The following is a 21,635-nucleotide window of genomic DNA, read 5'->3' on the forward strand; positions in this document are numbered from 1 at the left end:
TGACAATCAGCCGGTCGCTCACAGGTGCAGGCCAGGGGAACAGCCAAGGAAACTTCGCGGCCAAGGGCCAGCCGCTGTTCAGCCCCCGAAGCCGTAGAGGATCGCGACGCCGCCGAGAAAGACCGCAAGCATCGCGGCCGAATCGTAACCCATGCCGAGGACGGTCTTGTCTCTCCGTTCCAGCAGGCCGAGCAGCAGGATGCCTGTCATGACGATCGCCAGCAGGCTGGCGACGATCTCGAACCGCCCTACCTGATTCAACACCGGCTCGCCGACATAAAGGACATCGGTGAGAAAGACGAGAAGCAGGTTGAAGACATTGGAGCCCAGGATGTCGCCGACCGCCATTTCATGGCGCTTCATGCGCAGCGCGGCGGTGATGGTGCTCAGCTCCGGCAGCGAGGTCGAGATGCCAACCAGCAGGAATCCCACGAAGCTGGCGCCGAGGCCGGTCTGCTCGGCCAGCGCGTCCCCGGTCAGGGAAAGAAACAGGCCGGCGAGAAGGATGACCCCCGCCAGGGCCGTCAGCTTGAGACAGAGAGGCCCGAGACGTTCCTGGCGATGCTTGTCGCGATCCGGCCCACCGTCGTCCCCGGATTCGTCGCCCGGTTTTTCGGTCTGGTCCTGGACGGTCCAGACCTTGCGATGTTCGTAGCGGGCGGACATCCACAACGCCCCCAGGCAGAGCAGGAAAAGCGCCGACGACCAAAGGCCGACCCCGAAGACCAGGACGTCGCCGACGGCCATGGCCAGGGCCGTGAAGGCCAGAAGAACGATGCCCATCGTTCCCTGGAACAGCATCGCGGGCTTGGCGATGAAGGAGGTCAGCGCCTCGCGGCCGGTCAGCGGATCGACGGCGGCAAGCAGAAAGAGATTGATCGACTCGCTGCCGAGAAGGTTGTTGAGCGCCAGCAGCGGGCTTCCGGTGAAGGCGGCAGTCGAGACGGTGGATATCTCTGTCAGCGAGACGATGCCGCCAAGCAGAAGCATTCCCGCAAAGCCCTTTCCCATTCCGGTCCGGTCGGCCAGGCGATCGACCAGCCGGACCATGCGGGTTCCGGCGATCCAGACGATCGCGGCCGCCGCGGCAAACAGCGTGACATTGAACCAGACGGAGCGGCCGCCGAAATCGAGCAGTTCAGACAATTGCCCGGTCCCAACCGCCGTAATGCTCGTCGCTGCGCGCGCCGCGCGGCAGGCTCAGCCCGATCAAGGCGATGCCCATCGCGATCTCGGCAGCGGTCGCGGCGCCCGACCCGCCGCCCAGCAGGAACGGCGAGGCGCAGATCCAGGCGCCGAGCGCAACATTGAGGAAACGCACCGCGCGCACCACTTCGGCCATGGCCGTGACAGCCACCATGATGACGAGGCAGCCGACGACATGGTCGCTGAAATAGAGCGGGGGCTGCGTTCCGAAGATCAGGGGCGTCGCCATCAGCACGACGCCGAGCGCCGCGCTGGCGGTGAGCGTCCAGGGAAAGGTCACGCCGCCGAACACGAAATCCTTCAGGAACGCGCCTGCGGAACGGTTCAGATCGGGCTCGGGCGTCTGGTTCTCGGACAGAGCCGGCCCCCCCTTCCAGAAGGTGCGCCAGAACGGCTCGCCCGCCCGCTTGGCACGCCAGAGATACTGGGCTGTCGCCAGCACCTCGTCGACCGAGTAGGGAATGAGGACGACCGTGACGGCCGCCTGGATGATGCAGAGCGTGCAAAGCGCGCCGATCAGCGGCGGCTGGATGATGATGAACGACACGCTGACCACGCCGAGCGGGATGATCAGCAGGCCGAACAGGAAGACCATCCACGGCATGGTGCGCCAGCGGCGCCGGTCGCCGATGGCCCCGGCCAGGATGTCGACGGCGTAGGCGAAGGCGCCGAGCCCGGCGTCGGCGATGGGAAATCCTTTCGACACCCAGGAGGTCACGACGGCCTCGCTGCCGTTGCGGGCCGAGGCCTCTGCCGGGCCGAAGAACGGATCCCACAGCCCGTCTATATGTCCCATCTGGTAGGCGGCGAGATAGCGGGAGACGAAAAGCCCGACCAAGGCCAGCGCCACGATGGGAATGCGCTGCGTGAAGGATGAGGGCGAATAGCTCCAGCCCAGCGGCCGGTCGTCATCGGCCGCCAGCGCCCGGCGGCTGATGCCGGGCGTCGGCGGGATCATCACCGCGAAGGCCACCACCAGCATGCCGACCAGCGTGTCCAGACCATAGGCGGCCGCGCTGGTGGTCCAGAACACCAGCGGCGCGAACATCACCCATAGCCCGACGGCGGCGGTGGCCCATTGCATCCAGCGGCGGCGGCGCGCCATGCCCGCCAGCGCCAGAACCGCGATGAGCAGGCCGGACAGGATTTCGCTGATGCCGAGCCGCATGTTCCGGACCTGCGGTTCGGCGATCTCGTGGCCGAGCGCGGGCGGCAACGTCGCCGAGACCGGATCGAAGAGCCCGAGCGTCATCGGCGCGGCCATCAGCCACAAGCCCAGCGCCGCATTCGCCATCGGCGCCCAGAGCGTCCAGAACCGATGCCGCTCGACGGCCTTCTCGACCTGATCAAGGCTGCGTTCTAGCGGCTGCCGAAGGCGTTCCTTGGCCTGATCCAGTTCCGGCTGCGACGCGGCGACCGCGGAGGGGTCGAGCTTGTTCTTTTCATACCAGTCCGTGGGGTCCTGCTTGAGCCTGCGGATCATCTCGGGCAGCGTTCCGGTCAGGCTGTGCCTGGGCGCCCATCCAAGCAGCGAGCGGGCGCGCGAGATGTCGATCTCGTAGTGATCGTCGGAGTTTTCGATCATCCACGGCTTGATGTCGGTTTCCTCGTCCAGAACTTCGGTCTGGACCCAGGCGCCGGCCTTGGTCATGCCCTTGGGCAGGCTGAGCGTGCGCCACTCCTCGTTATGGATCAGCCGGCCTATGCGCTTCTGCATCTCCTCGTAGGACGGCGTCTCCTCCTCGCCGATCAGCATGACCGTTTCTTCGGGAAGCGCGGCGCGACGATCCACGGTGCGCATGATCGCGCCGACCAGGTCGTCCTTGTGAAGATAGGGCTGGCCCGCAGTCAGATCGCCGGTGAAAAGATAGGCCGTCGGCAACCGCTCGAAGATGCGGGCGATCTGCTGGGCGACGAAGGCGGCCCGGCAGTCCTCGTCGTAGACGCCCGCGAGCCGCAGGATCACCGTCCTGACGTCGCCGCGCTCGCGGGCGATCAACTCTTCGGTATCGGCCTTCGACTGGGGATAGGCCCAGGGCGGATCCAGCGGGGAATCCTCGTCGATGCGCACGCCCTTGCCGGGGCTCGGCGCATGCACCAGCAGGGTGCTGGAAAAGACGAACTGCTCGGCGCCCACCGCCTTCAGCGCCTGGAGCAGCCGGCGCGTGCCCTGCACCGTCACGGCTTCGTATTTGGGATTGTCTTCGCCGGTCGTGTCGTAATAGGCGGCCAGATGGATGACCGAGGCGATGGGCCCGCCGGCTTTGCTGGCCGCCTGCCGCACCGCGCCCTCGACGCTTTCGTCCGAGGTGAGGTCGATCTCGACCGTCTCCACGCCCTGGATCGGATGCTTCGGTTGCGCGACGTCAAGGCCGATGACGCGATAGCGGTCGCGCAGGCCCCTGGCGATGGCCTCTCCCAGAAACCCCGAGCTTCCGGTGATCAGGACCGTCGGGCGGTTCGATTCGTCATTTGGCATTGTCATCCTCCCGAAAAGGACGCTCAGCGCAACGCATCCCCCGAGCTGGCTTGTTCCAGCGCCCATAGCAGGCGCCTGCAGATCATCTCCCGAAAGCCGTTCGCCCTGCCAAGCTGCATCCGGGCGAGTTCTTCCCTGCGATCCGTGCGCCGTGCGCCTGCGGCCATCGCCGAGAGGGCGGCCGAGGCCGTCCCCCGCCGCGTGGCGGTCCTCTCCTTCAGGAACGAAAGCGCCGGGAGCAGTTTTCGTTCCCCGGCCGTGAAATCCGTCCCGAAGGGGAACGGCCCGCCGCCGCCGCGGTTGCGCGCCTCGCGCAGGGCGGCCGGGATCGCGTCCGGGCCGTTCGGCCGCGGCCGTTCCGGCAGCCGCCAAGCGCGTTCGATCTTTCCTGCATCGCGTGCCTGCCGCCTCGCCGCGCGTTCTGGCGGCTGCACAGCCATTATTCCGCGGCCTCGTGCAGCTTCTTGCCCCGACGATGCTGACTCGCCAGCGGCGAGATGTCCTCCATCGCAAAGGCATCGACGGCGATCACGCGCGCGGTCGCGGCCTCGGCGGCCCGGATATGGGCGAGCTCGTCGTCGCTGATCAGGCCGCGGCGGTGCGCCTGTTCGGGATCGCGGAGCTTTGCCTCGCGCATCTTCTTCTCGATCGGGGCGCTGGCGGCCACCAGGTGGAAGGCTTCCTCCAGATCCCGGACCGGATGACCGTCCCGGCCTTCGCCCAGATAGAGGTTCGGCGTCAGCCGCTCGCGTTGGGCCGTCGGCTCCAGCAGGATCGCGGCCACCTGATCGGTCAGCCTGTCGGGCGGATGGGCACGAGGAACGCCCAAGGGGAATGCGAGAAAGCGCACGAGCCACGCCGCCCAGCGTGCAGGCAGGTTGGCCAGCACGCCGTCGAAGGCGGCGGCGATGCGGTCGGTCCCCGTCAGCATGACGTAATCCACGATCGGCAGGTCCTCCTCCTGCCGGCCCTCGTCCTCGTATCGCTTCAGCACCGCGCCGAGCAGATAAAGCTCGGCCAGGATGTCGCCCATGCGCGCCGACAGCATCTCCTTGCGCTTGAGCGCCCCGCCCAGCGTCAGCAGCGCCATGTCGGAAAGCAGCGCGAAAGCGGCGGACAGCCGGGACAGCTGGCGCCAATGATGCGGCAGCGCGGCGCCCTCGGGCGCAGGTGCGATGCGGCCGCCGGTCCAGCCCCGCCCCCAGGTGCGGAAGACGGTGCGGACGGCATGGCCGGCATGGGCCCAGAAGCTGCGGTCGAAGGCGTCGAGGCCGGCGGCCTTGTCGGTCTCCGACAGCGCCGTCATCTCGTCGAGCATGTAGGGATGCGACCGGATCGCGCCCTGGCCGAAGATCATCAGGTTGCGGGTCAGGATATTCGCCCCCTCGACCGTGATGCCGATCGGCACCGAGCGGTGCTGCCCGCCGAGATAGTTCCTCGGCCCGTCGATGATCGTCTTGCCGCCATGGATATCCATGGCCTTCTCGACCGATTGCCGCATGCGCTCGGTCGCGTGATATTTCATGATCGCCGAGATCACGGAGGGCCGATGGCCTTCATCAAGCGCCGCGACCGTCAGACGGCGCGCGGCGTCGATCAGGTAGGCATTGGCGGCAAGGTCGGCAAGATGTTCGCGCACGCCCTCGAAATCGCCGATGGGAAGGTTGAACTGCCGCCGGATGCGGGCATAGGCGCCGGTGACGCGCGCGCATATCGCCGCCGATCCCGCCGATTGCGACGGCAGCGAGATGCCGCGGCCGGCGGCAAGCGCCGTCATCAGCATCTTCCACCCCTGGCCGATCTGCTTCCTGCCGCCAAGGATCCAGTCCAGCGGAATGAAAACGTCCTTGCCGTGAAGCGGCCCGTTCTGGAAATGCGTGAACTGGGGCATATGGCATTCGCCGTGGCTGACGCCCGGCGTCGCGGTCGGGATCAGCGCCACGGTAATGCCGCGCTCCACCCCCTCGCCCAGCAGGTTGTCGGGGTCCCGAAGCTTGAAGGCGAGACCCATCACCGTCGCCACCGGGCCGAGCGTGATATAGCGCTTGTGGAAGTTGAGCCTGATGCCCAGGGTCCGCTCGCCGTCGATATCCCCATGCTCGACGACGCCGGTATCCGTCATCGCCGCCGCGTCGGAGCCCGCATCCTCGGACGTAAGGCCGAAACAGGGGATTTCACGGCCGTCGGCCAGCCGCGGCAGCCAGTAATCCTTCTGTTCCTCGGTGCCGAAATGCAAAAGCAACTCGCCGGGGCCGAGCGAGTTGGGCACCATGACGGTGACGCCGGCCACCACGCTTGCGGTGGACACCGTCCGAACCACCTCGGAATGCATCGCGTTCGAAAAGCCGAGCCCGCCATATTTCTCGGGGATGATCATCCCGAAGAATTTCTGCTCGCGCATGAAGCGCCAGACCTCGGGCGGCAAGTCGCGATCCTGCCAGGCGATCTTCCAGTCGTCGACCATTGCGCAGAGTTCGCGCACGGGCCCGTCCATGAAGGCCTGTTCGCGCTCTGTCAGCCTCGCCGGAGGCATCGCCAGAAGCGCCTTCCAGTCCGGATTGCCCGAAAACAGCGCGCCGTCCCACCAGACGGTGCCGGCATCGATCGCTTCGCGTTCCGTCTCCGAAATGGGCGGCATGGCGGCGCTGGCCCATCGGAAGACAGGCTTGGTCAGGTAATCCTTTCGAAGCTTGCGTAAACCCATGATGCGCTCGGATGCCTTTCCGGGTAATGCGCCTTCGTTCGGATTGGTTCCTTGAGCGTCGTCACAGCTTGGTGTGCCGGCCCGGATGTCAGGCCACCTGCGGGCCCGTGATGATCGGGGTCGAAGGGTCTGCGCCTGGCGCGGGCCGCCTGCGTCCCCGGCTCGAATGCGGTTGCAACTGCCGCAAAGGCGAAATCTTGCCCCCTTTGTCCGGCCGCCTCTTGCGGCGACCTCGGGGGCTGGGCGCGGATCGCTCTTCCTGCCTAGCCGCAGGTCGTCAGGCCCAGAACCGGAAACAGCGTTAGCAGGATGGCCAGGAAACCGATCCAGCCGCCCGCGCGGGCGATCCTGTCGCCTGCGTCCCCGGCTTTCGGCATCCGCCACAGGATCAGCGCCCCGCCCATGAGCGATGCCAACCACAGCGAGATCAGGGCGAAGCGGTGCAGGTCGCCAACCGGGGCGGGACGGGCGGGCCAGTCCAGCGCACAGCCCAGCCCGTGAACGGCATAGATCGCCGAAAATGCCGCCGCCCAGAGCATCGGACCCAGCAAGGCGCGCAGGGGCCAGGTCATGACAGCACCTCCTGCGCGGCGACCAGGCCCGTCAGGACGGCGGTGGTCGCCAGGGTGTAATCCTGCCAGATGCGCCAGACGGGCCAGGCGGAAACCCGGCCCGGCGCGATCCGGCCGTCCCGGCGCTGCACAAGGCACAGCAAGGCAAGCATCAGCGCGATCCCGACATGAAGCACGACATAGCCCAGCCCCGCCGCCCGCAGGGCATCCCGGGCATGGCGGGTCGGATCGTCCAGCCCGGCCGCAAGCAGCCCGGCGGCAGCCAGCGCCGCCCCCAGAGGCAACAGGGCGGCTGACGCCCCCCGCGCCAGCGACAGCCGCGCCAGGGCCGAGGCGGCAAGCAGCGACAGAAGCAGCAGCCCCGCCGGGATCGCCGCCCGCGCCGTGCCCGGGCCGCTTTCCGGCGCGGGCCAGTTCGGCGCGATCACCGACAGGAACCCCACCGCGAAAAGAAGGCAGGCAAGCAGCGTGCCGTTGGCGATCAGAAGGCAGACCAGCCCGGTCCGGGCCAGACCGTCCTCTACCGCCCAGTTCGGCGGCAGGCGCAGTCCGGGAGAGACCTCGACCGGGCCGGCGTCGCGGCGGCAGCCCATGAACCCCTGCCACTGCCAGGCGGTCAGCGCGATGGCGGCAAGCGCGACCGCGGCGGGACGGTAGAAGCCAAACAGCATCAGCAACACGAAGCCCCCGATCACCGCCGCGGTGACCACCGGCAGGAGGGTGTTCCCCGGCAGCACCGCCACATGTCGCGGCGCGCCGCCCAGGGCCTCGACCACCAGCGTTTCGCGGCGGTCCCGCGGCGCCCCGGGCAGCATCCCTTCGCCGCGCGCCAGGTCCAGCGCGGTCTGCCCGGGCAAGGGCAGCGAGGCGATGTTGTAGCTGGGCGCCGGCATCGGCATGGCCCATTCCAGCGTGCCCGCTTCCCAGGGATCGCGGCGCGCGCGCGACCCGAAGACGACCTGAAGCAGCAGGTCCAGCAGGAACAGGGCAAAGCCCATCGCCATGACGAAGCCGAACAGCGAGCTGACGAGGTTGGGAAGGATCCATTCGGGATTGTCGGGATAGGCGTCGATCCGGCGCGGCATGCCCAGAAGGCCGGTCAGGTGCATGATCAGGAAGGTGCCGTGAAAGCCGGTCAGGATCAGCCAGAAGGCGGCCTCGCCCACCCCCTTCACCCGCGCGCAGCCGCTGAACAGCGGCAGCCAGTAGACCGCGGCCGCCATCATCGGAAAGACGAAGCCGCCGATCAGCACGTAATGCAGATGCGCGGTGACGAAGGCCGTATCATGCGCCTGCCAGTTGAAGGGCACGATGGCCAGCATCACCCCGGTCAGCCCGCCTATGACGAAGGTCGAGAAGAAGCCCATCAGGTGCAGCATCGGCAGCCGCATCTGCGGCCGCCCCTGCCACATCGTCCCGATCCAGGCGAAGATCTGCACCGCGGTCGGCACCGCGACCAGCGCCGATGCGGCCGAGAAGAAGGCCAGCGCCATATGCGGGATGCCCACGGCGAACATGTGATGCACCCACAGGCCGAAGGACAGGAACACCAGCCCCAGGACGGCCGCGACGATGGCGCCGTAGCCCATGATCCGCGTGCGGCACATCACCGGCAGGATGGTGGAAATCGCCCCCGCCGCCGGCAGGAAGATGATATAGACCTCGGGATGGCCGAACAGCCAGAACAGGTGCTGCCACAGCAGCGGATCGCCGCCGCGCGCCACGTCGAAGAACGGCCAGCCGAAGGCGCGTTCGATCTCCAGCAGCACCGAGCCGAGGATCAGCGGCGGAAAGCCCACCAGCATCATCGCCGCCGTGCCCAGCATGTACCAGGCCATCAGCGGCATGTCGGTCAGCCGCATGCCCGGCGCGCGCATCCGCAGGACCGTCACGATGATCTCGACCGCCGCCGCCACCGCCGAGACTTCGACGAAGGTGATGCCCAGCAGCCAGACATCGGCATTGATGCCGGGGCTGTAGGTCTTCGACGACAGCGGCGTATACATGAACCAGCCGCCATCCGGCGCCACCCCGGCCAGCAGCGCCAGCAGGATGATCGCGCCGCCGAAGAGATAGCACCACCAGCCAAAGGCCGACAGGCGCGGAAAGGCCAGGTCGCGCGCGCCCAGCATCTTGGGCAGCAGATACATCCCCAGCCCCTCCAGCATGGGAATGGCAAAGAGGAACATCATGATGCTGCCATGCATGGTGAAGATCTGGTTGTAATGCGCGGTATCGAGGAACGCGCCCCCCGGCGTCGCAAGCTGGGTGCGGATCAGCATCGCCAGCATCCCGGCGACGGCGAAGAACACGAAGGCGGCGATCATGAACCGCAGCCCCAGCTCGCTGTGGTTCACCGAAGACAGGAAGCCCCGCAACCCCGGCGGCCGGCCCCAGACCCGGTCCAGCTCGCGATGAAGGCGCAGCGCGTTCTGCGGCGGATTGGGGCGCGGCGGGATCATTCGGCCTCCTCCGCGGTCAGATCGGGCGGATCGGCCGGCGGCCAGACCAGCACCTCGAAGCGCATCCCGGCATAGCCGGTCCCGGAAAACTCGGCCGAAGTGCCGTGATAGAGGCCCGGCGCATCCGCCTGGATCCGCAGCAGGTTGTCCCGCCCGGGCAGCGCATCCATCTTGCCGGCAAGGCGCGGCACCCAGAAGCTGTGGATCACGTCCTCGGACCGGATCACCACATCGACCGGACGCCCGGCAGGGATATGCAGCCGGCCCCGCGTTTCGACCATGCGCCCGTCCGGCCCCGGCTGGCGGAAGCGCCAGTCCCATTGCCGGGCGATGGCCTCGACCCGGATCGCCTCGGGGTCCGGCCGGGCCTGCAGCCTTTCGCCCACCCAGATGCCGGCGCCCACCACCGCCGCCAGCACCGCCAGCGAAAAGCCCAGCCCCATGCCGTGGATCCAGAAGCTTTCGCCGGGCCGAGGATGCGGCGGCACGGCGAAACCGCGCCAGACAAGCGCCAGCACCATCAACGTGATCAGCACCGCCCCGGCCAGCATCGCCCACCACAGAACCGCGATCTGCGCCGCCGCCGGCCCGGCGGGCGCAAGGCTGGACAAGGGGCCCTCGCAACCCGCCAGAAAAGGAACCATCAGCGCCGCCGCCGGTTGCGGCACAGGGGATGCGGGTGCCGCCCGGTCCAGGCAGGCAGCAGGGAAGGTCCGAGCATGGCGAGACGCAGGCGGCCCCGCCGCAGGTTCAGGGATCCGATTCACGAACACCGCAGCTTCCACCTGACGGAATCCCGCATCGCCATCGCCGGGCATCCGATCCATGCCATGCTGGTGACCTTTCCGATCGCGCTGTGCATCTGCACGCTGGGCGCCGATGCGCTTTATTGGTGGACGGGAGACCCGTTCTGGCCCCGGACCGCGCTCTGGGCGTCGGGCGTGGGTTTCCTCATGGGGTTGCTTGCCGGGCTCGCGGGCACGGCCGAGCTGCTGCTGGTGCCCGGCATCCGCATCCGCGCGGCAAGCTGGACCCATTTCGTCCTGGCGGTCATGCTGCTGTCGGTTCTGGGGGCCAACTGGGCGATCCGGCTGGACGATCCGGTCGCGGCGGTCCTGCCCTGGGGCGTGCTGACCTCGCTTCTCGCTGCGGGCATGACCGGCATGACCGGCTGGCACGGCGGCAAGCTGGTCTTCGATTACGGGCTGGGCACGCAGGGAGGACCGGAACATGATCATGGGGCCGCTCCGCGGGGAACGAGGAACTGATCCGGGATCAGGGCCGTCAGCGCCGAAAGGTCGGGCTTGGTCAGAACCAGCGCCAGCACCACGCCGATCAGCGGCAGCGCCAGCGCCAGCCCGACCAGCGGATGGGCCGGCCGCGCGCGGCCCGGCTGCTCGCCCGAGCGCTGGATCAGATGGCCAAGCCAGACATGGACCAGCACCATGGCCGCGACGAAGGCCAGCTTCGCCAGAAGCCAGGGCTCGAAGACCCGGGCAAGGAAGACCAGCGCGGTTCCCGCCGCGATGGCGATCAGCGCGGCGGGCGTGGCGAAGGCGATGTAGCTGACATGGGTCACCAGGCGGAACCGCGCGAACTGCCGCTGGTCGCGCATCCCGCCATGGGCATGCATCAGCAGGGGAAGCGCGATCAGCGCCGCGCACCAGCAGGCAAGCCCGACGAAATGGATGAATTTCACCGCCGCGATCATGCCGCCGCGCCCTGCCGCCAGACCCGCCGCAGCATCAGCGCCGCGACCAGCGCCAGCGGCACCAGACCCGGCACCCACATGACCAGCCCCGCCGCCTGCTGATCGGCAAGGGCCTCCACCCCCCAAGCCCAGCTGCCGGCGAGATGCTGGGGGTAGAGAACGCGGTCCGAAAAGGCCAGCACCGCGCCGATCAGCCCCATCGTCCCGGCCAGCGCCCCCACCAGCAAGGCATGGACAAGCAGAGCCTCGGCGCTTCGGTCCCCGGGAAGGAACACCGCGGACCAGAAGGCCCAGGCCGGAACGAACAGCGCGGCCTGCATCAGCCAGTAGACGGCCGCGCTGTTCCACGCCGCCGAATAGGCGGCCGGCACATGCCAGATGACCAGGGCGAGGCCCGTGGCGGCAAAACCTGCCGCGGCCGGAACCCGGCGAAGCGGCAGGCCGGCGGCAAGCGCAGGCGCGGCCAGCCCGACCAGCAGCAGGTGATGAACAGCCCGCGCGGAGAAAAGCGCCGTGGTCAGGGCGCAGAGCGGCGAAACGAAGGCGAGAACCAGACCCGTCCAGCCGGCTAGGAAAAGAGTCCTTGCCTCCGCGTGCCGCAGCCCCCAGACCAGCGACAACAACAATGCCGCGATCAGGACCGGATCGAGGTTCCAGCTGCTCCAGAGCCCTCCGGGTTCGGGCGGGGGCCCGCAATAGGAGGTGCCGATCTGCGCCTGCTCGCTGTCCATGGGCGCCCTCCTCGCGGCGATCTCTGTCCGGTTGCGGTGAAGCATCTGTCCAGTGACAACCGGCAAAGGGGGCTGCGGTTTCATCCGCCCCGCATGCGCATCAGCCGGATCGGCCCTCGGCCTCCTCGCGCTTCCGCGGCCGTCAGCTCCGGTCGCGGAAGCGCATGAGGTATACATCAGGCCGGCGGCCCGATCGCACCGGCCCCTGCCCGACCGCTTCCCGGCCCGGCCGCAGCGGGCGTCACGCCCCGATCACCCCCGCGATCAGCGTGACCGAGACTGCCGCCAGCCAGGCCGAGGCCAGGCGCTGCACCACGCCCAGCCGGCCGAGACCGCGATCCCCGATCCGGGTCAGCGTCCCCGCCGAACCCCAGAGCAACGCCGCCGCGACCACCATGGCGCAGAACAGCGCCAGCCTTGGCGCAAAGCCCGGATCCGCGGGCGCCGGCAGCAGCGCCAGACCGAAGATCAGCGCCTTGGGGTTCAGCACCGTGGTCAGCCAGACCCGCCGCGCCGTCACCTCGTCGCCCGCGCCATCCTCGCCGCCTCGCCCCCACAGGCGGACGGCCAGTAGCATGACCCAGAGCGCCGCCACGAGCTTCAGCCCCACCGCCGCCGCCGGCCAGCGTTCCAGCAGCCCGGCGCCGAGCCAGGCCAGCGGCAGGATGGCGGCCAGATAGCCCAGCAGCTCTGCCGGCATCAGGCGCAGCACGGCGCGCAGCCCCTTCTGCGCCCCGGCAAGGCCCATCAGCGTATTCGTCGGCCCGGGCGCGATCAGCAGCGCCAGGACGGCGGAAAGGAAGGCCATGACGCTCATCGCGCGAATCCCCGGCAGGTCTGTCCAGCCCCGGCGGTTTACGCCGGATCGGGCGGCCCGGAAATTGACATGGATCATCGGCGCGCGGCTTTTCCGGCGGGGCGGGGGTGCTGGACAGCCGGTCCGCCGGCAAGCTAGACACGGGGTCGGGGGAACGCATCCCTGGCAGGTGCAGGACGGGAACCGCAACCGATGTCGAACCAGGGCCGGAAACTGGAACAGGCAGCCAAGGCGGCATGGCTTTCCTATGTCGCGGGCAAGACCCAGGACGAGATCGCCGGCATCATGGGCGTCTCGCGCCAGACCGCGCAGCGCCTGGTCGCGCAGGCCATGGCCGAGGGCATCGTCAAGATCCGCATCGACCATCCCTTCGCCCATTGCATGGACCTCGCCGTCGAATTGCAGCGGAAATACGGGCTGGAATTCTGCCAGATCGCGCCCTCGGACGCACCCGAGGTCGGGGTGGCGCTGATGCTGGCCGATGTGATCGAGCAATGGCTGCGGCGTCCCGATCCGATGACCATGGCGATCGGCACCGGCCGCACGCTGCGCAGCGCCATCGCGCAATTGCCGCATATCGACTGCCCGCAGCACCGCATCGTCTCGCTGACCGGCAATATCGCGCCGGACGGCTCGACCGCCTATTACAACGTGCTGTTCACGCTCTCCGACCTGGTCAGCGCCCGCAGCTTTCCCCTGCCCCTGCCCGTCATCGCCCCCAGCATGCGCGAGCGGCAGGCGGTCAACAGCCAGCCCAGCATCGAGCGGCTGATCCGCATGTCGGCCGAGGCGGCGGTGGCCTTCGTCGGCATCGGCACGCTGGGCGAAGGCGCGCCGCTGATGCTGGACGGGTTCCTGTCCCAGCCCGATCTGGACGCGCTGGTCGCGGCCGGCGCGGTGGGCGAGATCACCGGCTGGGCCTATGACGCCCGGGGCGCGCTGGTGGCCGGGCTCAGCAACGACCGGGTGGCCTCGGCCCCGATCCCGCCGCGCGAGACGACGCTGGTGATCGGCGCCGCCCATGGCGCGGAAAAGGTGCCGGCGATCCGCGGCGCGCTGCAGGGCGGGCTGATCAGCGGGCTGATCACCGATGCCGCGACCGGCGCGGCGCTGCTAGGCGACTGACATCGCGGCGATTTCGGCGCGCTGCTGCTGCATGCGCAGGAAGATGCGCCAGTCCCGCTCGCGCCGCGCCCGGGCCTGCGGATCGGGGCGGGTGATCTCGACCGGTCTTGCGAAACGGGCGCGCGCGGCGCGGATCCCGCCCATGAGCGGCGCGGCGGCGGCGATGGCGGTGCCGCGCAGCACCGCGTCCTCGGGCTGCCAGTGGATCTCGGCCCCGGTCGCATCGGCATAAAGCTGGCGCAGCAGGGCCGAGCGCGCCTGCCCGCCGGCCATGGCCAGCGCCGCGGGCGCCAGCCCCATATGCGCGATGACCTGCCGCGTCCCCAGCGCGATGCCCACCGCCGCGCGCCAGTATAGCGCATCCAGCGCCTGCGCGCTGCGTTCCAGCGTCAGGCCGTGGATCGCGCCGCGCATCAGCGGATCGGCGAAGGGCGTGCGGCTGCCCTTGATGTCGGGCAGGACATGCAGGCCGGGCTCCGGCTCGGGATCGGCGGCGATCCGGGCCAGGATCGCGTCGTGGCTGACCGGCTGCGGGTAAAGCCCGCGCACCCGCTCCAGCAGCGCGCCGGTCGCGGACTGGCCGCCTTCGCTGACGCTTTCGCCGGGCAGGATGGCGCCGGGATAGGGGCCCCAAAGCGCCGGGCGCGGCGCCAGCCCGGTCGCCATCACGCAGTTCGAGGTGCCGGCGATCAGCGCCGGCATGTCCGGCGCCGCGCCGAGCGCCCCGGCAAAGGCGTCGATCAGCCCGGCAGCGACCAGCGTCTGGGGCTCCAGCCCCAGCTCGGCCGCGCCCTGCAAGGAAAGCGGGCCGATGCGCGCGCCGGGCGGCAGGACCGGCCCCGGGCGCGGGAAATCGGCGATCCCGGCCTGTTCCAGCAGGTCCGCCTGCCAGCCGCCGCGATCCGGCAGCCAGGGCCATTTCGCCGCCGTCGCGCAAAGCGAGCGCGCCTCGATGCCGGTGGCGCGAAAGGCCAGCTGGTCGCAAAGGTCGCGCACTCCGGCCAGAACCGCCCAGACCTCGGGCCGATGGCGCTTGAGCCACATCAGCTTCGGCGTCTGCATCTCGGGCGAGACCGAGCCGCCGGCCCGCGCGACGATCTCATGCGGGATGCGGCTGAGTTCGCCCGCCTCGGCCACGGCGCGATGGTCGTGCCAGGCGATCACGTCCGGGGCAAAGCCCGGCGCCTCGACCGCCAGCGAGCAGGTGGCATCGAAGGCCAGCGCCCCGACCTGCGCGGGGCTGGCGCCGGCCTGACGCCGCGCCTCGGCCAGGGCCTCGGCCACGGCCCGCCAGATCTCGGCGAAATCGTGCATGGCCTGCCGGTCGGGCCCCGCGATGGTGGCGAAACCCCGGCTCGCGCGGGCGATCAGCCGGCCGTCGAGGGTGAAAAGCCCCGCTCGCGCCCGGGCCGAGCCCACATCCACGGCCCCGATCAGCACGCCGATTCCCCTTCCCTAGCCCAGCTCGGCCAAAGTCTTGGGCAAATCCCGGGCGTGGTCAATCAGCGCGTCGGGGGCCAGCGCCGCCAGCTTTTCGGCCAGCCGGGCGGGTGCGGCATGGCTGCCGCCCAGAAAGCCGATCACCCGCATGCCTGCCGCGCGGGCGGCGCGCAGGCCGGCCGGGCTGTCCTCGATCACCACGCAGTCGGCCGGTGCGATGCCCAGATGCCGGGCGGCGAACAGGAACAGGTCGGGCTCGGGCTTGCCGCGCGCGACCTGGGTCGCGGAATAGACATGCGGCCCGAAGAGCGGCGCCAGCCCGGTCAGCGACAGGGACAGCCGCAGCCGGTCCGGCGCGCTGGATGAGGCCACGGCGCGCGGCCCGGAAAGCCCCGCGACCGCCTCGGCCATGCCCGGCACCGGGCGCAGCTCGCGGCGAAAGCGCAGGGCCAGCGCCTCGGCATAGCCGGGCAGCGCCGGGCCCAGATCGACGCCCTCCCCCCGCGCCGCCTCGACGATGGTCGAGAAGGAGCGGCCCAGGAATTCGTCATAGATGCGGGCGCGGGTGATCGGCGCGCCCAGCCTTTGCAGCAGCGCCTCGATCTCGACTGCGGCGAGGGGCTCGGAATCGACCAGCACCCCGTCGCAGTCGAAGATCAGCCCGCGCACCACCGCCTAGCCCTTGAGATAAGCGTCGAGCGTCGCGCGCGTGCCCCTGTCCCACAGCATGGCCAGCCAGCGCGCGAAGGGTTCGGCAAAGCGCGGATCGCGGCCGGTCGCGCCATAGATCTCGGCCATGTCCAGCCAGGCCGAGGGATCGGTCCGGGCCGCCTGCGCCACCTCCGTCAGGTGGTTCCAGTTCGGATCGTTCGGCTCGATGGCCGCGCCGCTGTCCGTAGTCCCGGCGCAATAGCGGCACCACAGCGCCGATTCCAGCGCCAGCCCGTCCACGGGCAGGTCGCGCTCCAGCCGGTGGGCGATGGTCGGCACGATGAATTTCGGCTGCCGGTTCGAACCGTCGAGGCAAAGCCTGCGCACCGTGTCGCCGATCTTGGGATTGGCGCAGCGTTCGGCCACCTTGGCGAAATAGGCGCCAAGGTCGGTGCCGGGCACCGGCGGCACGGCGGGGATGATCTCGTCCGCCTCGACCTTTTCCAGGAAGGCGCGGACCTGAGCGTCGGCCATCGCCTCATGCACGAAATGGATGTCCAGCATCCCGGCCGGATAGGCGATCACCGCATGGCCGCCGTTGAGGATGCGGATCTTCATCAGTTCCCAGGGCGTCACGTCGGCGACGAATTCGACGCCGGCCTTCTCAAGCGGCGGGCGGCCGGCGGGGAAGTTATCTTCGAGCACCCATTGGATGAAATCCTCGCAGAAGACCGGGGCGTCGTCGGCGATGCCGAAATCCTCGCGCACCATGCGGCGCTCGCGGTCGCTGGTGGCGGGGGTGATGCGGTCCACCATGGCGTTCGGGAAGGCGACATGCGCCGTGATCCACCGGGCCAGCTCCGGGTCCGAGAGCCGCGCGGTTTCGGCCACCGCCTCGCAGGTGACCTTGCCGTTATGCGGGATGTTGTCGCAGCACATGACGGTGAAGGGCGCATGGCCCGCCGCCCGCCGCGCCTTCAACCCCGCGACGATCAGCCCGAACACGGTCCGCGGCGCGTCGGGATTTTGCGCATCCGCCGCGATGGCGGGATGGGCCGGGTCGAAATGCCCGGTGGCGGCATCGATGAAATAGCCGCCCTCGGTGATGGTCAGCGCCACGATGCGGATCGCCGGATCGGCCAGCGCGGCGATGACCCGCGCGGGATCGCCCGGCGCGATATAGTCCACGATCGGCCCCAGCACCCGGGCATCCGAGCGTTCGGCCGATTGCTCGACCAGCGTGTAAAGATAGTCCTGCGCCGCCAGCGTGTCGCGCATCCGCACGTCGCCCGGCATGACGCCGGCGCCGATGATGGCGAAGTCCTGCGCCAGCCCCATGTTCATCAGCCGGTCCAGATAGGCGGCCTGATGGGCGCGGAAGAAATTGCCGACGCCGAAATGCAGGATGCCGGGGCGCAGGGCGGCGCGGTCATAGCCCGGCACCGGCTGGCCGAGGCGGTCTAGGGTCTGGTTGGAAAGCCTGTCCATCCGAATTCATCCCGGTTCTGTCATGCAGGAACGAAGCCGCGGGCGCGGCCCCGATAGGGGCGGCGCGCTTACAGCGCCAACCCCTGCTGGTCGAAGCGATAGACCCGGCCGTCCTGCGGGGTCAGCCAGATGCGGTCGCCGTGATCCACCGGGAACTCGCCCGCCGCCCGCGCGACGATGGGGGTGCCGCCGTCCAGCTCGATATGCAGGAAGGTGTCCGAGCCCAGATGCTCGGCCACGCCCACCGTGCCGGCGAACTGGCCGCCGGTGGTGGACATGGTGAAATGCTCGGGGCGTACGCCGATGGCATGGGCCCCCATGGCGGCGGCGGCCTCGCCCTCGATGAAATTCATGTTCGGGCTGCCGATGAAGCCCGCCACGAAGCGGTTCGCGGGCTTGCGGTAAAGTTCGAGCGGCGAACCCACCTGCTCGACCCGGCCGGCGCGCAGCACGACGATCTTGTCGGCCATGGTCATCGCCTCGACCTGGTCATGGGTGACATAGATCATCGTCGTCGCCAGCTTCTTGTGCAGCTCGGAAATCTCGACCCGCATGTTCACCCGCAAGGCCGCGTCGAGGTTCGACAAGGGCTCGTCGAACAGAAAGGCCGAGGGCTCGCGCACGATGGCGCGGCCGATCGCGACGCGCTGGCGCTGGCCACCGGACAGCTGGCCCGGACGGCGGTCCAGATAGTCGGTCAGGTTCAGGATGCCGGCCGCATGCTGGACGCGCCGCTCCTGCTCGTCCGCCGCCATGCCCGCCATCTTCAGCGGAAAGGCGATGTTCTTCCTGACCGACATATGCGGGTAAAGCGCATAGGACTGGAACACCATGGCCAGCTTGCGCTTGGCCGGCGCCGCCTGGGTCACGTCCTGCCCGTCGATGACGATCCGGCCCGAGGTCACATCCTCAAGCCCGGCGATCAGCCGCAGAAGCGTGGACTTGCCGCAGCCCGAAGGGCCGACGAAGACCACGAATTCGCCGTCGCTGATCTCCAGATCGACGCCCGGAATGACCTCGACCTCGCCGAAGGTCTTGCGGACCTGTTGAAGCGTGATGCTACCCATCATTCCCCCCTTTTCATTTCACCGCGCCGAAGGTCAGGCCGCGCACGAGTTGCTTCTGGCTGAACCAGCCCAGGATCAGGATCGGGGCGATGGCCATGGTGCTCGCCGCCGAGAGTTTCGCGTAGAAAAGCCCCTCGGGGCTGGAATAGCTGGCGATGAAGGTCGTCAGCGGCGCCGCCTTGGAGGTGGTCAGGTTCAGCGTCCAGAACGCCTCGTTCCAGGCTAGGATCACGTTCAGAAGCAGCGTCGAGGCGATGCCGGGCACGGCCATCGGCGTCAGCACGTGCAGGATCTCGTTCCTGAGGCTGGCGCCGTCCATCCGCGCGGCTTCCAGGATTTCCGAAGGAATTTCGCGGAAATAGGTGTAGAGCATCCAGGTGATGATCGGCAGGTTGATCAGCATCAGGACGACGGTGATCCCGGCGCGGGTGTCCAGAAGCCCCCAGCCGCGGAACAGCAGATACATCGGGATCAGCACCCCGGCCGCCGGCATCATCTTGGTGGACAGCATCCACATCAGCAGGTCCTTGGTGCGCTTGGCCGGCTGGAAGGCCATCGACCAGGCGGCCGGAATGGCGATCAGCAGGCCAAGAAGCGTCGAGCCGACCGAGATGATGACCGAGTTCATGAAATGCCGGAAATAGGGCGAGCGCGACTGCACCTCGGCATAGTTCTGGGTCGTCCAGTCGAAGAACAGGAACTTGGGCGGGCTGGCGATGGCGTCGGCCTCGGACTTGAAGCTGGTCAGGATCGTCCACAGGATCGGGAAGAAGATCAGGAACGCCACGCCCCAGGCCAGGATGGTGAAGCCCCAGCGGCGGGTATCGGAAGTCTTGCGGGCCATGGTTCTTACTCCAGCGTCTTGCCGATCATCCGCATCAGGAAGATCGCGACGATGTTGGCAAGGATGACGGCGATGATGCCCCCGGCGGATGCGCCGCCCACGTCGAACTGCAGCAGCGCCTGCGAAAAGACCAGATAGGTCAGGTTGGTGGACTGGTAGCCCGGCCCGCCATTGGTGGTGACCAGGATCTCGGCGAAGACCGAAAGCAGGAAAATGGTCTCGATCAGGATCACCACGGTGATGGCGCGCGACAGGTGCGGCAGGATCAGGTGGGTGAACTTGGCCCAGGTCCCGGCGCCGTCCATCTCGGCCGCCTCCATCTGCTCGCTGTCGAGCGATTGCAGCGCGGTCAGCAGGATCAGCGTGGCGAAGGGCAGCCATTGCCAGGCGACGATCAGGATGATCGACATCAGCGGATATTGCGCCAGGAAATCGATGGGCTGCGCGCCCACCGCCTTGGCGAGCCAGGCGAAAAGCCCGTTCACCGGGTTCATGAACATGTTCTTCCACACCAGCGCCGAGACGGTCGGCATGATGAAGAAGGGCGCGATCACCAGGATGCGCACGATGCCCTGCCCGAACATCGGCTGGTCCAGCAGCAAGGCCAGCAGGATGCCGCCGCCCACGGTGATGACCAGCACGCCCCCGACCAGCAGCAGCGTGTTCTGCATCGCGGTCCAGAAGGCGGGATCGGACAGGAAATACTGGTAATTGGCCCAGCCGATGAAGCGTTCCATGCCGGGCGAGAGCAGGTTGTAGCTCTGGAAGCTGAACCACAGCGTCATGGCCAGCGGCACGATCATCCAGCCCAGAAGCAGCAGGACCGAGGGCGCGACCATCAGGCGCGCGAGTGTTTTCTGATGTCTGGTAGCCATCGGCGCGCCTCCCACGCGAGCGATGAAGGTTCGGGTTGGGTGGCAGGGGCCGGGCTTGCCGCCCCCTGCCCCGGCTCAGGTCCGGGTTGACTCAGCAACGCCTGTCACTTGGGATAGCCGGCCCGGGCCATTTCGCGCTCGGCGATCTGCTGGGCCATCTGCAGGGCCTGATCGACGCTGGCCTGGCCCGCCAGAGCGGCCGAGAATTGCTGGCCGACCGCGGTGCCAAGCGCCTGGAACTCGGGGATGCCCACCCATTGCGCGCCGATATAGGGCACTTCCACGGTGGTCGGGTTCGCGAGATCGGCCGACATGATGCTGTCGAGCGTCGGCTTGGCGAAGGGCGCGGCCTGCTGGTATTCCGGATTCTCGTAAAGCGAGGTCCGGGTGCCCGGCGGCACGTTCGCCCAGCCCTCTTCCGCCGCGACCTGCTCGGTATAGGCTTTCGAGGTCGCCCAGGCGACGAACTTCTTGGCCGCATCCGGCGCATCGGTCGAGGACGGGATCGCCAGCGTCCAGGCCCAGAGCCACATCTGCGGCTTCTCGCCCTCGGGCGCCAGCGCATAGCCGACCTTGTCGGCCACGGTGGAATCCTTGGGGTTCGACACGAAGCTGGCCGCCACGGTGGCGTCGATCCACATGCCGCACTTGCCGGTCTGGAACAGCGCCAGGTTCTCGTTGAAGCCGTTCGACGAGGCGCCGGGCGGGCCGGCCTCGTTCATGATGGTGACGTAATCGGTCAGCGCCTTCTTCCAGGCCTCGCCCGAGAATTGCGGCTTCCAGTCCATGTCGAACCAGGGCGCGCCGTAGCTTGCGCCCATCGAGGTCAGGAAGGCCATGTTCTCGCCCCAGCCGGCCTTGCCGCGCAGGCAGATGCCATAGACCTCGTTGGCCTTGTCGGTCATCTTGCGCGCCGCGTCATAGACGAAATCCCAGGTCGGGCGCTCAGGCATTTCCAGCCCGGCCTTTTCCATCAGGTCGGTGCGATACATGATCATCGCGGATTCGCCGTAGAAGGGCGCGGCATAAAGCTTGCCGTCCAGCGACAGCCCCTCGGCGATGGGCGGCAGGATGTCGGCGGCGTCGTAATCCTCGCCCATGTCCTCGAGCGGCGTCAGCCAGCCCTGCTTGGCCCAGATCGGCACCTCGTAATTGCCGACCGTCACGATGTCGTATTGCCCGCCCTTGGTGGCGATGTCGGTGGTGACGCGCTGGCGCAGCACGTTCTCCTCCAGCGTGACCCATTCCAGCTGAATGTCCGGGTTCGCATCGGTGAACGGCTTGGTCATCTTCTGCATGCGGATCATGTCGCCGTTGTTCACGGTGGCGATGGTCAGCGTCTCGGCCAAGGCGGGCGCCGCCAGCGCCGTCATGGCGCAAGCCCCCATCAGGCCGCGCAGCATCATGCTCATTCGATTGTCCTCCCCTGCGGATCGGCATTTGCTAATGCGATGGGCAAATGC

Annotated in this window: 19 protein-coding genes; 2 read left to right on the forward strand and 17 right to left on the reverse strand. The window is 68.5% G+C overall.

Annotated elements, in window-relative coordinates; all coding sequences use genetic code 11:
* Nucleotides 1–78 precede the first annotated feature (78 nt).
* From LOS78_RS13950 to LOS78_RS13980, 7 genes are all read right to left on the reverse strand, one after another.
* Complete coding sequence (locus LOS78_RS13950) at nt 79–1,146, reverse strand: sodium:calcium antiporter (RefSeq protein ID WP_230377171.1); 1,068 nt, start codon at nt 1,144–1,146, stop codon at nt 79–81.
* Nucleotides 1,139–3,685 (reverse strand): NAD-dependent epimerase/dehydratase family protein, encoded by a 2,547-nt coding sequence (locus LOS78_RS13955; protein ID WP_230377172.1) that lies wholly within the window; start codon nt 3,683–3,685, stop codon nt 1,139–1,141. The genes LOS78_RS13950 and LOS78_RS13955 overlap by 8 nt, the downstream gene beginning before the upstream one ends.
* Nucleotides 3,686–3,708: 23 nt before the next feature.
* Nucleotides 3,709–4,125, reverse strand: coding sequence for a hypothetical protein (locus tag LOS78_RS13960; RefSeq protein WP_230377173.1), 417 nt, complete (start codon nt 4,123–4,125; stop codon nt 3,709–3,711).
* On the reverse strand, nt 4,125–6,389 hold the full coding sequence (locus tag LOS78_RS13965) for an acyl-CoA dehydrogenase (RefSeq protein ID WP_230377174.1): 2,265 nt from the start codon (nt 6,387–6,389) through the stop codon (nt 4,125–4,127). The genes LOS78_RS13960 and LOS78_RS13965 overlap by 1 nt, the downstream gene beginning before the upstream one ends.
* Nucleotides 6,390–6,652: 263 nt before the next feature.
* Nucleotides 6,653–6,961, reverse strand: a complete 309-nt coding sequence (locus tag LOS78_RS13970) for a hypothetical protein (protein WP_230377175.1) — start codon at nt 6,959–6,961, stop codon at nt 6,653–6,655.
* Nucleotides 6,958–9,423, reverse strand: coding sequence for a cytochrome c oxidase subunit I (ctaD, locus tag LOS78_RS13975; protein ID WP_230377176.1), 2,466 nt, complete (start codon nt 9,421–9,423; stop codon nt 6,958–6,960). The genes LOS78_RS13970 and ctaD overlap by 4 nt, the downstream gene beginning before the upstream one ends.
* On the reverse strand, nt 9,420–10,067 hold the full coding sequence (locus LOS78_RS13980) for a cytochrome c oxidase subunit II (protein WP_230377177.1): 648 nt from the start codon (nt 10,065–10,067) through the stop codon (nt 9,420–9,422). The genes ctaD and LOS78_RS13980 overlap by 4 nt, the downstream gene beginning before the upstream one ends.
* Nucleotides 10,068–10,142: 75 nt before the next feature.
* On the opposite strand from LOS78_RS13980, the gene LOS78_RS13985 reads away from it, so the two are divergent.
* Entirely contained in the window at nt 10,143–10,691 is a 549-nt protein-coding gene (locus tag LOS78_RS13985; protein WP_230377178.1) for a DUF2231 domain-containing protein, read from the forward strand.
* On the opposite strand, the gene LOS78_RS13990 is transcribed toward LOS78_RS13985, so the two are convergent.
* The 3 genes from LOS78_RS13990 to LOS78_RS14000 form a co-directional block, all read right to left on the reverse strand.
* Complete coding sequence (locus tag LOS78_RS13990; RefSeq protein ID WP_028716780.1) at nt 10,658–11,134, reverse strand: CopD family protein; 477 nt, start codon at nt 11,132–11,134, stop codon at nt 10,658–10,660. The two genes, LOS78_RS13985 and LOS78_RS13990, sit on opposite strands and share 34 nt — an antisense overlap.
* A complete protein-coding gene (locus LOS78_RS13995) occupies nt 11,131–11,865 on the reverse strand; it encodes a cytochrome c oxidase assembly protein (protein WP_230377179.1) in 735 nt (244 codons plus the stop codon). Before LOS78_RS13995 ends, LOS78_RS13990 begins: the two co-directional genes overlap by 4 nt.
* 241 nt (nt 11,866–12,106) lie before the next feature.
* Nucleotides 12,107–12,682, reverse strand: a complete 576-nt coding sequence (locus tag LOS78_RS14000) for a LysE family translocator (RefSeq protein ID WP_230377180.1) — start codon at nt 12,680–12,682, stop codon at nt 12,107–12,109.
* Nucleotides 12,683–12,874: 192 nt separating this feature from the next.
* Here LOS78_RS14000 and LOS78_RS14005 point away from each other — a divergent pair, with 192 nt between their 5' ends.
* On the forward strand, nt 12,875–13,807 hold the full coding sequence (locus LOS78_RS14005) for a sugar-binding transcriptional regulator (protein WP_230377181.1): 933 nt from the start codon (nt 12,875–12,877) through the stop codon (nt 13,805–13,807).
* Here LOS78_RS14005 and LOS78_RS14010 read toward each other — a convergent pair.
* From LOS78_RS14010 to LOS78_RS14040, 7 genes are all read right to left on the reverse strand, one after another.
* Entirely contained in the window at nt 13,796–15,247 is a 1,452-nt protein-coding gene (locus LOS78_RS14010) for an FGGY-family carbohydrate kinase (RefSeq protein WP_230377183.1), read from the reverse strand. The two genes, LOS78_RS14005 and LOS78_RS14010, sit on opposite strands and share 12 nt — an antisense overlap.
* 15 nt (nt 15,248–15,262) lie before the next feature.
* Nucleotides 15,263–15,916 (reverse strand): HAD-IA family hydrolase, encoded by a 654-nt coding sequence (locus LOS78_RS14015; protein WP_230377185.1) that lies wholly within the window; start codon nt 15,914–15,916, stop codon nt 15,263–15,265.
* A gap of 6 nt (nt 15,917–15,922) precedes the next feature.
* A complete protein-coding gene (locus LOS78_RS14020) occupies nt 15,923–17,386 on the reverse strand; it encodes a mannitol dehydrogenase family protein (RefSeq protein WP_230377186.1) in 1,464 nt (487 codons plus the stop codon).
* Nucleotides 17,387–17,454: 68 nt separating this feature from the next.
* A complete protein-coding gene (locus tag LOS78_RS14025) occupies nt 17,455–18,453 on the reverse strand; it encodes an ABC transporter ATP-binding protein (protein WP_230378523.1) in 999 nt (332 codons plus the stop codon).
* A 13-nt stretch (nt 18,454–18,466) separates the two neighbouring features.
* Nucleotides 18,467–19,297 carry a carbohydrate ABC transporter permease gene (locus LOS78_RS14030; protein WP_028712452.1) on the reverse strand — a complete coding sequence of 277 codons (831 nt, stop codon included), beginning with the start codon at nt 19,295–19,297 and terminating at the stop codon, nt 18,467–18,469.
* Between the two features lie 5 nt (nt 19,298–19,302).
* The gene (locus LOS78_RS14035) at nt 19,303–20,172 is read right to left on the reverse strand and encodes a carbohydrate ABC transporter permease (RefSeq protein ID WP_028712451.1); all 870 of its coding nucleotides are present in this window, start codon (nt 20,170–20,172) and stop codon (nt 19,303–19,305) included.
* A 104-nt stretch (nt 20,173–20,276) separates the two neighbouring features.
* Complete coding sequence (locus tag LOS78_RS14040; protein WP_230377187.1) at nt 20,277–21,584, reverse strand: sugar ABC transporter substrate-binding protein; 1,308 nt, start codon at nt 21,582–21,584, stop codon at nt 20,277–20,279.
* Nucleotides 21,585–21,635: the final 51 nt, after the last annotated feature.

Origin of the sequence: Paracoccus sp. MA, from assembly GCF_020990385.1 — a bacterium.
Taxonomy (GTDB): Bacteria; Pseudomonadota; Alphaproteobacteria; order Rhodobacterales; family Rhodobacteraceae; genus Paracoccus.

Bases quoted from the DNA above. Each gene is read 5' to 3' on its own strand.
- LOS78_RS13990 (WP_028716780.1), bottom strand. From the start codon at position 11,134: ATGATCGCGGCGGTGAAATTCATCCATTTCGTCGGGCTTGCCTGCTGG.
- LOS78_RS13995 (WP_230377179.1), bottom strand. From the start codon at position 11,865: ATGGACAGCGAGCAGGCGCAGATCGGCACCTCCTATTGCGGGCCCCCG.
- LOS78_RS13980 (WP_230377177.1), bottom strand. From the start codon at position 10,067: ATGGTTCCTTTTCTGGCGGGTTGCGAGGGCCCCTTGTCCAGCCTTGCG.
- LOS78_RS13985 (WP_230377178.1), top strand. From the start codon at position 10,143: ATGGCGAGACGCAGGCGGCCCCGCCGCAGGTTCAGGGATCCGATTCAC.
- LOS78_RS14005 (WP_230377181.1), top strand. From the start codon at position 12,875: ATGTCGAACCAGGGCCGGAAACTGGAACAGGCAGCCAAGGCGGCATGG.
- LOS78_RS13955 (WP_230377172.1), bottom strand. From the start codon at position 3,685: ATGCCAAATGACGAATCGAACCGCCCGACGGTCCTGATCACCGGAAGC.
- LOS78_RS14035 (WP_028712451.1), bottom strand. From the start codon at position 20,172: ATGGCTACCAGACATCAGAAAACACTCGCGCGCCTGATGGTCGCGCCC.
- LOS78_RS14030 (WP_028712452.1), bottom strand. From the start codon at position 19,297: ATGGCCCGCAAGACTTCCGATACCCGCCGCTGGGGCTTCACCATCCTG.
- ctaD (WP_230377176.1), bottom strand. From the start codon at position 9,423: ATGATCCCGCCGCGCCCCAATCCGCCGCAGAACGCGCTGCGCCTTCAT.
- LOS78_RS13960 (WP_230377173.1), bottom strand. From the start codon at position 4,125: ATGGCTGTGCAGCCGCCAGAACGCGCGGCGAGGCGGCAGGCACGCGAT.
- LOS78_RS14025 (WP_230378523.1), bottom strand. From the start codon at position 18,453: ATGGGTAGCATCACGCTTCAACAGGTCCGCAAGACCTTCGGCGAGGTC.
- LOS78_RS14000 (WP_230377180.1), bottom strand. From the start codon at position 12,682: ATGAGCGTCATGGCCTTCCTTTCCGCCGTCCTGGCGCTGCTGATCGCG.
- LOS78_RS14040 (WP_230377187.1), bottom strand. From the start codon at position 21,584: ATGAGCATGATGCTGCGCGGCCTGATGGGGGCTTGCGCCATGACGGCG.
- LOS78_RS13965 (WP_230377174.1), bottom strand. From the start codon at position 6,389: ATGGGTTTACGCAAGCTTCGAAAGGATTACCTGACCAAGCCTGTCTTC.
- LOS78_RS13970 (WP_230377175.1), bottom strand. From the start codon at position 6,961: ATGACCTGGCCCCTGCGCGCCTTGCTGGGTCCGATGCTCTGGGCGGCG.
- LOS78_RS14020 (WP_230377186.1), bottom strand. From the start codon at position 17,386: ATGGACAGGCTTTCCAACCAGACCCTAGACCGCCTCGGCCAGCCGGTG.